At 44.8% G+C, this 14,141-nt stretch carries 15 protein-coding genes; 11 read left to right on the top strand and 4 right to left on the bottom strand.

Annotated features, from left to right (window positions below; genetic code table 11):
• Nucleotides 1-408 precede the first annotated feature (408 nt).
• The 8 genes from GO620_RS12445 (at nucleotide 409) to GO620_RS12410 (ending at nucleotide 10,570) form a co-directional block, all read left to right on the top strand.
• Nucleotides 409-1,746, top strand: coding sequence for a sigma-54-dependent transcriptional regulator (locus GO620_RS12445; RefSeq protein ID WP_200230011.1), 1,338 nt, complete (start codon nucleotides 409-411; stop codon nucleotides 1,744-1,746).
• A 261-nt stretch (nucleotides 1,747-2,007) separates the two neighbouring features.
• A complete protein-coding gene (locus GO620_RS17500; RefSeq protein ID WP_157525817.1) occupies nucleotides 2,008-2,085 on the top strand; it encodes a potassium-transporting ATPase subunit F in 78 nt (25 codons plus the stop codon).
• Between the two features lie 9 nt (nucleotides 2,086-2,094).
• On the top strand, nucleotides 2,095-3,810 hold the full coding sequence (kdpA, locus tag GO620_RS12435) for a potassium-transporting ATPase subunit KdpA (protein ID WP_157525679.1): 1,716 nt from the start codon (nucleotides 2,095-2,097) through the stop codon (nucleotides 3,808-3,810).
• Nucleotides 3,811-3,869: 59 nt separating this feature from the next.
• On the top strand, nucleotides 3,870-5,960 hold the full coding sequence (kdpB, locus tag GO620_RS12430) for a potassium-transporting ATPase subunit KdpB (RefSeq protein WP_157525678.1): 2,091 nt from the start codon (nucleotides 3,870-3,872) through the stop codon (nucleotides 5,958-5,960).
• Between the two features lie 7 nt (nucleotides 5,961-5,967).
• The gene (locus GO620_RS12425; RefSeq protein ID WP_157525677.1) at nucleotides 5,968-6,534 is read left to right on the top strand and encodes a K(+)-transporting ATPase subunit C; all 567 of its coding nucleotides are present in this window, start codon (nucleotides 5,968-5,970) and stop codon (nucleotides 6,532-6,534) included.
• 65 nt (nucleotides 6,535-6,599) lie between these two features.
• The gene (locus tag GO620_RS12420) at nucleotides 6,600-7,679 is read left to right on the top strand and encodes a porin (RefSeq protein ID WP_157525676.1); all 1,080 of its coding nucleotides are present in this window, start codon (nucleotides 6,600-6,602) and stop codon (nucleotides 7,677-7,679) included.
• A gap of 3 nt (nucleotides 7,680-7,682) precedes the next feature.
• Entirely contained in the window at nucleotides 7,683-8,819 is a 1,137-nt protein-coding gene (locus tag GO620_RS12415; protein ID WP_157525675.1) for a sensor protein KdpD, read from the top strand.
• A complete protein-coding gene (locus GO620_RS12410) occupies nucleotides 8,816-10,570 on the top strand; it encodes a HAMP domain-containing sensor histidine kinase (RefSeq protein ID WP_157525674.1) in 1,755 nt (584 codons plus the stop codon). Before GO620_RS12415 ends, GO620_RS12410 begins: the two co-directional genes overlap by 4 nt.
• Before the next feature lie 38 nt (nucleotides 10,571-10,608).
• On the opposite strand, the gene GO620_RS12405 is transcribed toward GO620_RS12410, so the two are convergent.
• From GO620_RS12405 to GO620_RS12395, 3 genes are read right to left on the bottom strand one after another with little or no spacing between them, the layout of a single operon-like run.
• A complete protein-coding gene (locus GO620_RS12405) occupies nucleotides 10,609-11,160 on the bottom strand; it encodes a mechanosensitive ion channel family protein (protein ID WP_157525673.1) in 552 nt (183 codons plus the stop codon).
• Between the two features lie 12 nt (nucleotides 11,161-11,172).
• Nucleotides 11,173-11,400, bottom strand: a complete 228-nt coding sequence (locus GO620_RS17375) for a mechanosensitive ion channel (RefSeq protein WP_157525672.1) — start codon at nucleotides 11,398-11,400, stop codon at nucleotides 11,173-11,175.
• Between the two features lie 41 nt (nucleotides 11,401-11,441).
• Nucleotides 11,442-11,621 (bottom strand): hypothetical protein, encoded by a 180-nt coding sequence (locus GO620_RS12395; protein WP_157525671.1) that lies wholly within the window; start codon nucleotides 11,619-11,621, stop codon nucleotides 11,442-11,444.
• 206 nt (nucleotides 11,622-11,827) lie between these two features.
• Here GO620_RS12395 and GO620_RS12390 point away from each other — a divergent pair, with 206 nt between their 5' ends.
• The 3 genes from GO620_RS12390 to GO620_RS12385 all read left to right on the top strand — a co-directional run bounded on the left by GO620_RS12390 (nucleotide 11,828) and on the right by GO620_RS12385 (nucleotide 13,697).
• Nucleotides 11,828-12,622 carry a hypothetical protein gene (locus tag GO620_RS12390; protein WP_157525670.1) on the top strand — a complete coding sequence of 265 codons (795 nt, stop codon included), beginning with the start codon at nucleotides 11,828-11,830 and terminating at the stop codon, nucleotides 12,620-12,622.
• Between the two features lie 86 nt (nucleotides 12,623-12,708).
• Nucleotides 12,709-12,837 (top strand): hypothetical protein, encoded by a 129-nt coding sequence (locus tag GO620_RS17340; RefSeq protein ID WP_262895009.1) that lies wholly within the window; start codon nucleotides 12,709-12,711, stop codon nucleotides 12,835-12,837.
• The gene (locus tag GO620_RS12385; RefSeq protein WP_157525669.1) at nucleotides 12,834-13,697 is read left to right on the top strand and encodes a class I SAM-dependent methyltransferase; all 864 of its coding nucleotides are present in this window, start codon (nucleotides 12,834-12,836) and stop codon (nucleotides 13,695-13,697) included. Before GO620_RS17340 ends, GO620_RS12385 begins: the two co-directional genes overlap by 4 nt.
• Here GO620_RS12385 and GO620_RS12380 read toward each other — a convergent pair.
• Nucleotides 13,685-14,119 carry a VOC family protein gene (locus GO620_RS12380; protein ID WP_157525668.1) on the bottom strand — a complete coding sequence of 145 codons (435 nt, stop codon included), beginning with the start codon at nucleotides 14,117-14,119 and terminating at the stop codon, nucleotides 13,685-13,687. The genes GO620_RS12385 and GO620_RS12380 overlap by 13 nt on opposite strands.
• Nucleotides 14,120-14,141 lie beyond the last annotated feature (22 nt).

Raw genomic sequence — 14,141 nt, 5'->3', positions numbered from 1 at the left:
ATGAAGGAATGCTACGCGAGGCGCCAAAATATTAAATACGTTCAAATCTATAAATGAATTGCGTCCACCTGGCGTTAAAGATTTTTGTTATACATTGGTTGTAATTGGACAGGACTATCTTTATCTGAAGTTATCATTAATTAATTCAGTCATAATGTGATGCAATCTTACAAGCAACCAAGAAATGTCTTAATCTTAATAGGGTTACTTATTCTTATTGTTTCCATAGTTTTTAAAAAATATTTTAATCCGACGGTGTCACGCATTTTCGGTATTTTAGAGTCTGTAGTTTTTGTTCTATTAGTCGTATTTTCTTTAATGTCTTATAAAGACGATAGATAATAATTTTCAGTCACGACGCACGCATACCCAAGTTTTTTATTTCTACGAAATACTACATTTGTCGCGGTGGATGCGCAAATTCTCATAATTGATGACGAAGTAAAACTTGCCGGCTTGCTTTCCCGCATATTGGAGCTTGAGGGTTACGGCGTCTTCCACGCGGCCACTGCTCGCGATGGGATCAAGATATTGGAGCGCGAAAATATACTGGTAGTGCTTAGTGATGTTAAACTGCCCGACGCAAACGGTGTAGAACTGGTTGCTAGGCTCAAAGCGTTGAAGCCGCACATCGAGGTGATCTGCCTTACCGCTTACGGTACCATAGCAGACGGTGTTACCGCTATTAAAAACGGCGCGTTCGACTATATTACCAAAGGTGATGATAATGACCGCATCATTCCGCTGGTGAGCAAAGCGGTCGACAGAGCCGCGTTGCAGAAGCGGGTTTCAGACCTTGAACAAAAACTAAATAGGCGGTACAGCTTCGATGCAATTTTAGGCACCTCGAAGTTGCTGCAGCAAGCCAAAGACCTGGCGCAGAAGGTAGCGGCAACAGATACCACCGTTCTGCTTCTTGGCGAAACCGGTACAGGTAAAGAAGTGTTCGCGCAAGCGATACATTATAGCAGCAAGCGCAGCAACCAAAATTTTGTTGCGCTTAATTGCAGCGCCTTCAGCGCAGAGTTGCTGGAAAGCGAATTGTTCGGCTACAAGGCCGGCGCTTTTACCGGCGCCGCGAAAGATAAAAAAGGCCTGATAGAAGAAGCCGACGGCGGTACGCTTTTCCTGGATGAGATAGGCGAAATGAATATAGACCTGCAGGCAAAACTGCTGCGGGTCTTGGAAGCCGGCGAGTTTATCAGATTAGGCCAAACTAAAACGCAGAAAGTAAACATCCGGGTAGTAGCGGCCACCAACCGTAACCTCGAGGATGCTATTGAAAAGGGCACCTTTCGGCGCGACTTGTTTTACCGTTTGTCTATTTTCACAATCGATCTGCCATCGCTAAACCACCGTATTGAAGATATACCGCTGCTGGCAAATTATTACCTGCGCGAGTATGCTTTAAAGGCCGGCAAGCACATCACGGGCATGGACGATGCGTTTATAACTATGCTCAAGGGCCATAACTGGCGTGGTAATATCCGCGAGTTGAAAAATATGATAGAACGTGCGGTGATCATCGCCACCGGCGACACGCTTACTACTGATTTGCTGCCATTTGAATTTAACAGTCAGCAAGCAGCGGGAACAGGCTTCTTCGAGCTCAGTTCGGTAGAGAAGCAGCACATCAGCAATGTGCTAAAATACACTAAAGGCAACAAGACCGAAGCCGCCCGGCTGCTGGGTATTGGCCTCACCACACTTTACAGGAAAATAGAGGAATTTCGCCTCGAAAACTAACTTCCTTTTCTAAACTCTCCTTTTCGTTTTGGCAAAACCCTTTCATTTTGGTAGGGTGTTATTGTTGTTTCTGTCGCGTCTATTTCTTTTAAGTATCTGGTAAACAATAACTTAATAACTACAAACCAAATAAGGCATCACATTTGGCATCAGGGATTCAAATCTTAATGATATGAATATCCTGTTACTCTTTGCAGCACTCCTCATTAGCTGCTGGTTCATCTTTAAATCCATTAACTGGTTCGAAAAAATCTGATAGCCATGCTTGCATTATTTATCATTTCTGTAGCCGTATTTCTTTACATGGTATACGTGCTGCTTAAACCCGAAAACTTTTAGACACTTATCATGAACACCGAATTTTATGGCGTTATCGCCTCGTTCGTTATTACGCTTATCATCGCTATTCCGCTGGGTAAGTACCTGGCTAAGATGTTTTCCGGCGACAAAGTATGGACCGACTTTCTAAAGCCATTTGAGCGATTGATCTTCAAATTAGGCGGCATCAACCCAAATACACCAATGAACTGGAAGCAGTTCTTGAAAGCCATGATGACCATAAACATCTTATGGCTGGTTTATGGGTTTTTTGTACTGGTATACCAGGACAAGCTGCCATTAAACCCCGATGGCAATGCAGGACAAACACCCGACCTGGCATTTAATACCATCATCAGCTTTGTGGTAAACTGCAACCTGCAGCATTATAGCGGCGAGAGCGGCGCCACTTACCTTACGCAGCATTTCATTTTTATGTTTCTGCATTTTGTGAGTGCCGCGACCGGTATCGCATGCGCGGTTGCTGTATTCAAGGCCTTTCGTGATAAGACTACGGACGACCTGGGCAACTTTTGGAATGTGTTTGTAAAGTCTATCACCCGCTTACTATTGCCTTTGTCAATAATTGTTGCGCTGATACTCGCTTTTAACGGCACCCCAAGCAGTTACGCCGGCAAAGACAAATTTATTTCGCTACAGGGCGACACGGTAAATGTATCACGCGGACCGGCAGCGCAGATGATCGCGATTAAGCACTTGGGTACAAATGGTGGCGGCTGGTTTGGCACCAACTCTGCCCACCCGCTCGAGAACCCGAACTACATTACCAACGTTACCGAGATCGTTGCCCAGTTCATTGTACCTATTGCCATGATCCTGGCCTTTGGTTATTACATCCGCAAGAAAAAAATGGGGTGGGTAATTTTTGGCGTCATGATGGTTGGCACGCTTATGCTGATGATCCCAACCTTTACCAGCGAACTAGGCGGCAACCCTGCTATCGCCAAAATGGGCATCAGCCAGGCAGCCGGTGCCATGGAAGGTAAAGAGGTACGTATCGGGGTGCCCGCAACGGCTTATTGGAGCACTATAACCACTGTAATTTCTACAGGTTCTGTAAACGGGATGCATGACAGCAGTATGCCGCTTACAGGCTTATGGCAGCTGCTTGCGATGATGATCAACGGTTTCTTTGGCGGATGTGGCGTAGGCATACTCAATTACTTTGTTTACCTCATCATCGCGGTATTTATCTCCGGTTTGATGGTGGGCCGCACGCCCGAGTTTTTAGGTCATAAAGTAGAAGCCCGCGAAATAAAGATCGCCGCGCTCATCTCGCTGCTAAGTCCGTTTTTAATTATGGCAGGTACAGCATTAGCCGCGTTCGTATTTAGTAACCATATCGGCGAGACGTGGGCAGTCAAGCCATCGGCGTGGTTAAACAACCCGGGCTTCCATGGCTTTTCTGAGATGTTGTACGAGTACACTTCGGCTAACGCTAACAACGGTTCGGGTTTTGAAGGGCTGGGCGATAATAATGTTTGGTGGAATGTTACTACCGGCTTTATACTCATCCTTGGTCGTTATCTGCCGATCATTGGCCCTGTAGCGATCGCGGGCTTACTGGCTAAAAAGAAATTTATCCCAATATCTGCGGGTACACTGCAAACAGATACGGTGACCTTTGGCATGATGACGTTTGCCGTTATCCTGGTGCTTAACGCCTTGTCATATTTTCCTGCTTTAGTGTTAGGGCCTATAGCCGAATATTTTTCAATGAAATAGGGCCTCTAAAGTCCTCCCTTCGGGGAGGATTTAGGTGGGGCGATCTTAAAAAAATCAAAATGAAACAATCCAATAAATTATTTGAACCGGCGCTGGTGCAAACCGCGTTAAAGGAATCATTCATAAAGCTTGATCCGCGGGTAATGCTACGCAATCCGGTAATGTTTACCGTGGAGGTAGGCACTGCGATAATGATCTATGTAACTATATACAGCGCAACGCATCCGGGCCAGGGGTCTTTTGCTTACAACCTAAGCATCATGATCGTACTGTTACTTACGCTGCTCTTCGCCAACTTTGCCGAAGCGATAGCCGAAGCTCGTGGCAAAGCCCAGGCAGATAGCCTGCGCAAAACCCGCGAAGAAACACCAGCCAAAGCACTGGATGCCAACGGAAACATCATAAGCAAATCATCGAGCGAACTGCGCAAAGGCGATTATTTTGTGTGCGAAACAGGCGACACTATCCCTACAGATGGCGAGATCACCGAAGGTTTAGCTACGATAGATGAGTCGGCTATTACCGGCGAATCCGCACCTGTGATCCGCGAAGCGGGCGGCGATAAATCGTCAGTAACCGGCGGAACAAAAGTATTATCTGACCGGATCATCGTAAAAGTAACTACCGAGCCCGGCGAAAGCTTTTTAGATAAAATGATCGCATTGGTAGAGGGTGCTTCACGTCAAAAAACACCTAACGAAATAGCTTTGACAATTTTGCTGGCCAGCTTTACCATCATCTTCATTATTGTTTGTGTAACCCTAAAGCCATTTGCAGATTATGCGAACACACCTATTACCGTGGCCGCGCTTATTTCGCTGTTTGTTTGCCTCATACCCACAACTATCGGTGGGTTGCTTAGTGCAATTGGTATAGCAGGGATGGATAGGGCTTTGCGTGCAAACGTAATTACCAAAAGCGGTAAGGCTGTTGAGACAGCCGGCGATATAGATGTGTTGCTGCTGGACAAAACGGGCACTATCACCATCGGTAACCGTAAAGCGACTCAGTTTTGGCCTGCGCCAAATGTCAGCCCTGGCGATCTGGTAAAGGCGGCAGTGTTATCTTCCCTGGCCGATGAAACGCCCGAGGGTAAATCGATCATCGAATTAAGCCTCACCCCATCCCACTCCGAAGGTGAGGGTGCCAATTATGATATAAATGCGCTTATCGAAAAATACAAGTCCCTTCCATTTGGGGAGGGTTCGGGAGGGGGCTTGGAATTTGTAAAATTTACTGCGGAGACCCGGTCGAGTGGTATCGATACGCCGGATGGTTTGCGCATACGCAAAGGTGCCTTCGACGCGATAAAAAAAATCGCTGAAAATGCAGGTAACAAGCTTCTACCCGAAGTTGAAGAACGCGTAAAGACGATTTCGTCAAATGGTGGCACGCCGCTTATCGTTTCACAAAACGAAAGTATCCTTGGTGTTATAGAACTGCAGGATATCATCAAACCCGGCATCGCCGAAAGGTTTGACCGCCTGCGCAAAATGGGTGTTAAAACTGTTATGGTTACCGGCGATAATCCGCTCACGGCCAAATACATTGCAGAAAAAGCCGGAGTAGATGATTTTATTGCCGAAGCCCGCCCCGAAGATAAAATGAACTACATAAAAGCCGAACAAAACAGCGGCAAACTGGTAGCCATGATGGGTGATGGTACCAATGACGCGCCTGCACTTGCCCAGGCAGATGTTGGCGTGGCCATGAACAGCGGTACCCAGGCGGCAAAAGAGGCGGGCAACATGGTAGACCTGGATAACGACCCTACCAAATTGATTGAGATAGTAGAAATAGGAAAACAGTTGCTTATCACCCGCGGTACGCTTACCACTTTCTCTATCGCGAATGACGTAGCCAAATATTTTGCTATAGTGCCGGCCTTGTTTATAGCTTCTATTCCCGCTTTACAGGGCATCAACATTATGCGTCTGCACAGCCCCGAGTCGGCTATACTTTCAGCTGTGATATTCAATGCCATCATCATCCCTATGCTTATACCGTTAGCGCTTAAAGGCGTAGAATACAAACCAATAGGCGCCAGTGCTTTACTGCGCCGCAACTTGCTCATCTATGGCGTCGGCGGCGTTGTAGCGCCATTCATCGGCATTAAATTAATCGATCTTATTGTCTCATTTGCAGTTTAACAAAATCATGAAACCATACATAATTCAATCCATTCGCCTTACAGTTGTTCTAACCATACTGTTATGCATCATATATCCGCTAACTATCACCTTTGCAGGCAAACTGGCACCGGGGCAAAGCAGCGGCGAAACCATAAGCCTAAACGGCAAAGTGGTGGGCTACGCCAACCTTGGGCAGAAGTTTGATAAGCCGCGATACTTTTGGAGCAGGCCATCGGCTGTAAATTATAACGCTGCTGGTTCTGCCGGATCTAATAAAGGGCCAAGCAATCCCGACTACCTTAAAGAAGTAAGTAACCGCATAGATACACTCTTGAAATACCACCCATATTTAAAAAGGGGCGATATTCCCGCAGATATGGTAACAGCATCGGGTAGTGGTTTAGATCCCGATATTTCTCCGGAGGGGGCTAAGATCCAGATCCAACGAGTGGCCAAAGTACGCGGTTTAACCATTGAGCAGGTAACACAATTGGTAGACAGCCACACAGATAAACCTGCATTAGGGCTATTAGGACCTGCAAAGGTGAATGTGTTGAAGCTTAACGTAGCCCTCGATCAGCTTAAGAAGTAATAACATAACCCGAAACAAGAACAAACGTACGGCGGTTCTAAACCGTTGTGCACCAACATAAAACAATGAAAACTTTAATTGCAGGCTTATGCTTGCTTACTTGCCTGGCTGTAAAAGCGCAGGATACAACCAAAACTAAAAATCCGCTTACCATTAGCGGCTATGCGGAAATATACTACGGTTACGATTTTAACCATCCTGCAGATCATAACCGTCCGGGTTTTGTATACTCGCACAACCGTACTAATGAGGTAAACCTAAACCTGGCATTTATTAAAGCCGGCTATGACGATGGCAAAGTGCGCGCAAATTTGGCTATAATGGCAGGTACATATGCCAACGCTAACCTGGCGTCGGAGCCGGGGGTGCTAAAAAACATTTTTGAAGCCAATGCAGGTGTCAAGCTTAGCAAAACGGCAAACCTTTGGTTAGACGCGGGCATCTTTGCCTCGCACATTGGTTATGAAAGCGCCATTTCTAAAAACTGCTGGACATTGACACGGAATATCATGTCTGATAATACACCGTACTATGAATCAGGTGCAAAACTGACCTACACCACCGCCGATGGCAAACTGGCTTTAACAGGGTTGTACCTTAACGGCTGGCAGCGTATTTCGCGCATTAATGGCAACAACAGACCAGCGGGCGGATTAGAAATTTATTACACGCCATCACCAAAGATCACGTTAAATTACAGCAACTACCTTGGATCTGAAAATGCGGATTCGATTGGTGTACGCCGTTTCTACAACAACTTCTACGGCATATTTCAGCTAACTGATAAATTTGGCCTTACAGCAGGATTCGATTACGGCATTCAGCAAAAAGTTAAGAATAGTAACAGTTATTATCACGTACTGTCGCCTGTTTTGGTAGGCCGATATCAATTTGCATCGCAATGGTGGGCAGCGGCAAGGGTTGAATACTATCACGACGCAAACGGCGTATTCATCACCACATCTACACCAAACGGCTTTAAAACAACCGGTTATTCGCTCAATATAGACTATGCGCCGGTAGCTAACGCGCTCATCCGCCTGGAGGGGAAAATTTACGATAGTAAAGACAACGTGTTTTTGCGTGATGGACGGCCGGTAAATACAAGCCCGTTGATCACCGCAAGCTTTGCAGTATCATTTTAAATAATGGCGCCGCACACCGTACATACTAATGACGAGGTTAAGAGCTTTATTGAGCTTTTAAAGAAATCGCGGCGCGGTAAGCTTAAGGTTTACATTGGCATGAGCGCGGGTGTAGGTAAGTCGTACAGGATGTTGCAGGAAGCGCATGCCTTGCTTAAGAATGGAATTAATATCCAGATAGGGTATATAGAGACGCATAACCGGGCAGAAACACACGCACTTTTAAACGGCCTGCCTGTTATTGAACGCAGGAAAACTTTTTATAAAGGCAAAGAATTGGATGAGATGGATTTGCAAACCATTTTAATACGCCATCCCGAAGTAGTTATTGTAGATGAACTTGCGCACAGTAATATTGAAGGAAGTAAAAATGCTAAACGCTGGCAGGACGTACTGGATATTTTAAATGCTGGCATCAGTGTAATTACTGCCGTTAACGTACAACATTTAGAAAGCCTGAATGAGGAGGCGGAAGAAATAACCGGGATAAAAATAACGGAACGCATCCCGGACAAACTTTTAGAGATAGCAGACGAAATAGTAAACATTGACCTTACTGCTGATGAATTGATCGCCAGGTTGCGCGAAGGCAAGATCTATGATAAATCGAAGATTGAGCGGGCATTGCAGAATTTTTTCCAGAACGATAAGATATTGCAGCTACGCGAACTGGCACTCAAAGAGGTTGCCCACCATGTAGAACGTAAGATTGATATTGAAGTACCAAAGCAGATCAAACTTAGGCCGGAACGGTTCCTGGCCTGTATATCATCTAACGCCGAAACTGCAAAGGTGGTGATTCGCAAAACTGCCCGGCTGGCTTCGTATTATCGCTCGCCATGGACGGTGCTTTATGCGCAAATTCCGTCGGAGAGTTCCGACCGTATTAAGCTGGATAAGCAGCGCCATTTGATTAACAATTTAAAACTCGCGGTTGAGCTGGGCGCCGAAGTGATGCGTATACCAAGTGATAATGTCACCCAAACCATAATGAACGTAGCCCGAGAAAAAGAGATCACTACCATTTGCATCGGCAAACCGCATCTAAACCTTTTTCAGGTTATTTTGCGTACCACAGTTTTTAACCAACTGCTTAAAAGTTTAGCCGCTACAGAAACCGACCTAGTAATACTGTCATGAAGATTAGAAATAAATTGCGCCTGGGCTTTGCCTTTTTGTTTGTTGTGGTGCTGGTATTTGGCGCCACAGCGATGTACTACATTCAAGAGATCGCATCAAATGCGACTGCCATACTCAAGAATAACTATGAGACGCTCAACTATACAAAGAATATGCGCGCCATTTTGGATGAGCACTCTCTTCCGTTAAGCACCGATCAGGCAAAGGCATTTGGTATAGAGTTAAATAAACAGCAGCATAACGTTACAGAAAAAGGCGAAGGCGAGGCCACTGCCCAACTAACCGATGCTTTTACAGCGCTGACATCAACCTCAATGAGTGACGCCGAGAAATTTGGCTTGGAACGTAAAATACGTCAGCAATTGAGGGCCATTGAAACATTGAATATGCAAGCCATCATTAAAAAAGATGATCATTCAAGGAAGTCTGTACGAAGCGCTACTATACTATTAAGTTTTGTAGCGGGCTTTATGTTCCTCATTCTGTTTAGTTTCATCATAAACTTCCCGGACATTGTTGCCTCGCCTTTGCGCACGTTGCTAGAGGGTATCCGCGAGATAAGCCAAAAGAACTATAGCCAGCGTATTAATTTTAATCGCACAGATGAGTTTGGCGAACTGGCCTCGGCTTTTAACAACATGGCAGCTAAATTGAACGATTGGGAGAACAGTAACCTGGCCACTATCCTATCAGAAAAGCGCCGCATCGAAACTATTGTAGAACAAATGCAGGATGCCATAATCGGTATAAATGAAAAGCACGAACTTCTTTTTATAAATGACACCGCACGCAAATTGCTTAACCTGCCTAATGATATAGCCGCGGGTAGTAATGTGGAAGATCTTGCAAAAAACAGCGACTTATTAAAACGCGTGCTTTCACGTCAGTCGGAAATTAAGCCGCTTAAGATTGTTGTAAACGGCAAAGAGAACTTTTTCCAGTTAGAAAGCCGCGAAATAACGGTGCCAAATCTCGATACCAAACCTACAGAAACCGTGCGTGTTGCCGGCCGCTCTGCCGGAGTGGTTTACGTTTTACGAAACGTAACTGAATTTAAAGAGCTAGACGTTGCCAAGACCAATTTCATCGCTACCATATCGCATGAATTAAAAACACCGATATCCTCCGTTAAGATGAGCCTTAAACTATTGCAGGATAAACGCATAGGGGAAATTAATGCAGAACAGCAGCAATTGATAGATCATATAGCAGAAGACAATGCCAGGTTGTTAAAAATTACCAGCGAACTGTTAGACCTCTCGCAGGTAGAAACCGGCAACATCCAGCTAAATTTTACAAATGTCGAGCCTGCAAAGATCGTAGACTATGCATTAAAATCTATTGCGTTCCAAGCAGAGCAAAAGAATGTAAAGATCAATTTTACCAAAGTAGATCAATTGCCGTTGATACAGGCTGATGTAGAGAAATCTGCATGGGTTATGGTTAACTTTCTTTCGAACGCGCTGCGTTACAGCGCAGCCGGTTCTGCTATTGATATACATCTAAAAGAGAATGCGGGTGCGATAGAATTTACAGTTACTGATCACGGCAAGGGCATAGACGAGCAGTATCAGAAACAGTTATTCGACCGTTATTTCCAGGTACCTGCAGATGGTCAAAACAAAACAGGCACAGGTCTTGGGCTTGCCATCTCCAGAGACTTTATAGAAGCCCAAAACGGAAGGATTTGGGTGAGCAGCGCGATAGGCGAGGGCAGTACATTTGGATTTTCGTTACCTGAAAATAGTTAGTTGCGGGGCTTTGCCAGTCAAGATCGATCTTTAGCGTGTTAACTTCCTTCAGGTGCAAAAGAAACTTTTGCAGGTTCTTTAAGAAGCGCCGGTATAACAGCCTTAACAATATCGCTTCTTGTCTGGGATGACAACTTTGGATCTACAATATATATAAGTACAACCTCCACCCAATTATTTTCGTGGATACGAAAATTTATAAAAGGAAATTCTTTTATCTCGATGCCCTCTACAGGCGTTTCTGAGATCTGGTCCCGCATATCTTGAATATGATCTTTAGTTTTAGCATCCAGATGGGATAAGCAAATCTGTCGGATCTCATTTTCAACCCAGTCCATATCGCTCTTGTAGGTTATATAGAATGATATCTCGTTCCATACTAAAGGGAATTTCTGCCAGGAATAATTATATACCTGGTTTTGAAATATAAGGCTGTTAGGGAATCTGATCAATCGGCCGCTGGGGAGATCGCTTGTCATTAAATTGCCCGAGAATTCCCATAATGTTGTATCCAGGAAATTGATCTCTACCACATCACCGTTAAAACTCCCTACTTGTATGCGGTCGCCTACTTTAAACGGCCCTCTCATCACGATGTAAAACTAGCCTATTAGCGAAGCAATAGGTGTTTGCAGTGCAAAACCCAATAGCAGCGATATTAACCCTAATGATACAGCCGCCGTGTACCAATTTGAATTTAAGAACGATATAAAAATGAAAACGATGATAATGAAAGTTAAAAGCCTGGTAAATTGAATAAGATTATAAAGCAAGCCTTTTTCTAATGACCCCTTGGCGATCTGACTTTGTACCAGCTTGGAAACGATCATGATCCCGAAACTGACAGCACATGCGTAAAGAACGTTATCGATTACACGGTGCAATGAACCGACAAAGTTGAAGATGTTAAACGAATAAGAAAAGTAGCGCCTATGCAAGCCGCAGCGCCAATCAAATAGCCCGTTATTTTGAGTTTTTTTACCTCTTCATTATGAAGTTTTTTTATCGCTGCTTTTTGTTCGGGAGTGGCTTCCTGGTCTTTAATTTCCATAGGTGATCTTCATTTTATAATACGTGAGCGAAACGCGGCAATAATCAGCGGACATAACTTACCTATCTACGCATAAGGCTGTTTTAAAGTTTTAGAGCGCCTTGCCGCGATAATCAGACTATCTCTACTCAATATTCATGCTGCAAATCAGAGCTTTGAACATTTGAGGTAAATCCTTACTTTCAAGCACAATCTAAATCGAATAAATGGAGAAACCCGAACCTACCAGGGGGAGCCGGCTGGTACATCCGATTGATAGCCGAAATTTAAAATTCGAAGACTACATCGGTCAAAATCTTTACGAACATATACCTGCCGAATTTGACTTTTCTAAAAAGAAACGTACACCGTGGCGACGCATGGGTAACTGGACCGCAAATGATTGCACCTGCGCGTCCGCCGGGCACATGATAGAATGCTGGACCGCGAATGCTACCCGCGAGGATGTTATTCTTACCCGCGAAGTAATGGAGGTGTACATTGCCTTATCAGGCTATAACCCCGAAACACATGAAAATGACGACGGCCTTTATTACCAGGATGTATTAAAATATTGGCGCAAGAATGGCATAGGCGGGCATAAAATAAAAGCCTTTACAACAGTAAACTTTAAAGACCCGCAAACGGTGCGTGCAGCCATTTACAGTTTTGGCGGAGCGTATCTTGGGCTCGAACTTCCAAACACCATTATTAAGCAGGAACTTTGGGATGTGAAGCCGGGTGGACTTACCGGAGACCGCGCCGTGGGTTCATTTGGCGGGCATGCCGTAAATGTTGTGGCATATGACGCAGACTTCCTGTACGTGATCAGCTGGGGGAAGGTAAAGCGCCTGACCTGGAAGTTTTTGGCAACTTATGGTTATGTGCTTTACGCTGTAATAAGCGAAGACTTTTTTAATGCGGGTATAACGCCTCATGGCTTAGACTTGCGCACCCTTGAAGAGGATTTGCTTAACATATCAAAAGCAAAGAAAACGTTAGAAAGACAACTAGGCTATTAAGATTAATCACATTGATTTGCGGATTTGTGTTTGTCAGACAGGCCCTCTATATTTAATCATATTTCAAACTTTTAAACCTAAAACAAATGGCAGAGAAAAAACAAGACGCTGAAAGTAAACCAGCAGCGCAAAAACCGGCAGACGCAAAACGTTTACCAAGAAAAAAGAAAAAACAACTGGGCCGCGCATCCAAGAGTGGCAAAACGGGTGGATGATCGCGCTGATTAAAGAACTGATCCTTGCCGAAGTAAAATTAAGCCATGAGATAGTCAACACAATCTGTGATAATGCCGTTGCCAAGCCGCATTACGACAGTGTTTACAGGTTGACTTATAATCAGGCGGATGCTAAAACAGATGACCTTACGGCCCTGATGCGGGAGCATGACCTTACATCCGGTAAAAAGGTGATGGAGATACTGGCCGGCAACGGATTTGAAAGCAAGGTGTTAAAGCAAGAGTTTCCGGAAAATGATTACACCTGTGTAGACCACTCAGCATACTTTTCGCGTTTTGATGGCCTGGATTATGTAACCGCCGATTGTACGGATACTGACTACCGGCTCTCCAGTCAGCAAGACCTCATTTTTATCGGAAGTGCCAACGCGTCGATGTGCATGCTGCTGACGTTGAAAGAGCTGCTCAGGCTGGCAGTCTTTTTACAGCACAATGTGCAAATTAACGGCCTTGCCGTTCTTTCCTATTTCGAAGAGAATTGTAATGCAACAAATTTCGTGATAGATTATTCTGTCAAAGAAATACGTGATCACGAAACTTATACCGGCCTATATGCGCATTGGTTTAGCGGGGTAAAATGCGACGTAGAGACCCAATTAAACCATTACTACGATCTGGTAGCAATAAGTGCTGACAACGAACTAACGGTTAATAGCACCTACAGCGAAATAAGCTACCATAGGGACCCCTTCGTAACCAGAAGCTGGCAAACAGCTATTGTTACAGAGATAATGAAAACAGCAGGGTTCCATTATGCAGGAAACAAATGGAACCCCGATACGCGTTTTATGCCCTTCCGAAAAATTGGAACTATCGACAGGGTCGATTATTCAGCGTAACTAGGGTCAAATTCAATGATCCACTCAATGCCGTATTTATCCCTGAACATGCCGGCATAGGTTCCCCAGGGGCTATCGCCTATCGGTCCCTCTACATCTCCGCCAGCTGACAGGCCGTTAAATACCTTTTCGGCTTCCTCGCGGCTTTCAGTATTCACGTAAATTTTCGAGCGGTTTTCTGATTCGCTAACCTGCCCCATAAAGCCGGGTACATCGTTCGCCACTAACACATTGTTGCGGCCGATAGGTAAAGCAATATACATGAGTTTTTCGGCGTCTTCGGCCGATGGCTGGAAATCGTCATTTGCTAATTCCTTAAAGCGGACAGTTTTCTTGAACTCGCCGCCAAAGACAGAGCGGTAAAAGTTAAAAGCTTCCTCGGCGTTTCCATTAAAGTTGATCCATGGGTTGATTGCTCTCATAATGATGTTTTGATTTTGTATT

The sequence above is a fragment of the Mucilaginibacter ginkgonis genome (genome assembly GCF_009754905.2).
Taxonomy (GTDB): domain Bacteria; phylum Bacteroidota; class Bacteroidia; order Sphingobacteriales; family Sphingobacteriaceae; genus Mucilaginibacter; species Mucilaginibacter ginkgonis.
The sequence above is the reverse complement of the archived record's forward strand: the minus strand, read 5'-3'. Positions and strand labels throughout refer to the sequence as shown.

Excerpts from the sequence above, each read along its gene's own strand:
- GO620_RS17500 (WP_157525817.1), top strand. The coding sequence starts at position 2,008 with ATGCTTGCATTATTTATCATTTCTGTAGCCGTATTTCTTTACATGGTA.
- kdpA (WP_157525679.1), top strand. The coding sequence starts at position 2,095 with ATGAACACCGAATTTTATGGCGTTATCGCCTCGTTCGTTATTACGCTT.
- kdpB (WP_157525678.1), top strand. The coding sequence starts at position 3,870 with ATGAAACAATCCAATAAATTATTTGAACCGGCGCTGGTGCAAACCGCG.
- GO620_RS12425 (WP_157525677.1), top strand. The coding sequence starts at position 5,968 with ATGAAACCATACATAATTCAATCCATTCGCCTTACAGTTGTTCTAACC.
- GO620_RS12420 (WP_157525676.1), top strand. The coding sequence starts at position 6,600 with ATGAAAACTTTAATTGCAGGCTTATGCTTGCTTACTTGCCTGGCTGTA.
- GO620_RS12415 (WP_157525675.1), top strand. The coding sequence starts at position 7,683 with ATGGCGCCGCACACCGTACATACTAATGACGAGGTTAAGAGCTTTATT.
- GO620_RS12410 (WP_157525674.1), top strand. The coding sequence starts at position 8,816 with ATGAAGATTAGAAATAAATTGCGCCTGGGCTTTGCCTTTTTGTTTGTT.
- GO620_RS12405 (WP_157525673.1), bottom strand. The coding sequence starts at position 11,160 with ATGAGAGGGCCGTTTAAAGTAGGCGACCGCATACAAGTAGGGAGTTTT.
- GO620_RS17375 (WP_157525672.1), bottom strand. The coding sequence starts at position 11,400 with ATGATCGTTTCCAAGCTGGTACAAAGTCAGATCGCCAAGGGGTCATTA.
- GO620_RS12395 (WP_157525671.1), bottom strand. The coding sequence starts at position 11,621 with ATGGAAATTAAAGACCAGGAAGCCACTCCCGAACAAAAAGCAGCGATA.
- GO620_RS12390 (WP_157525670.1), top strand. The coding sequence starts at position 11,828 with ATGGAGAAACCCGAACCTACCAGGGGGAGCCGGCTGGTACATCCGATT.
- GO620_RS17340 (WP_262895009.1), top strand. The coding sequence starts at position 12,709 with ATGGCAGAGAAAAAACAAGACGCTGAAAGTAAACCAGCAGCGCAAAAA.
- GO620_RS12385 (WP_157525669.1), top strand. The coding sequence starts at position 12,834 with ATGATCGCGCTGATTAAAGAACTGATCCTTGCCGAAGTAAAATTAAGC.
- GO620_RS12380 (WP_157525668.1), bottom strand. The coding sequence starts at position 14,119 with ATGAGAGCAATCAACCCATGGATCAACTTTAATGGAAACGCCGAGGAA.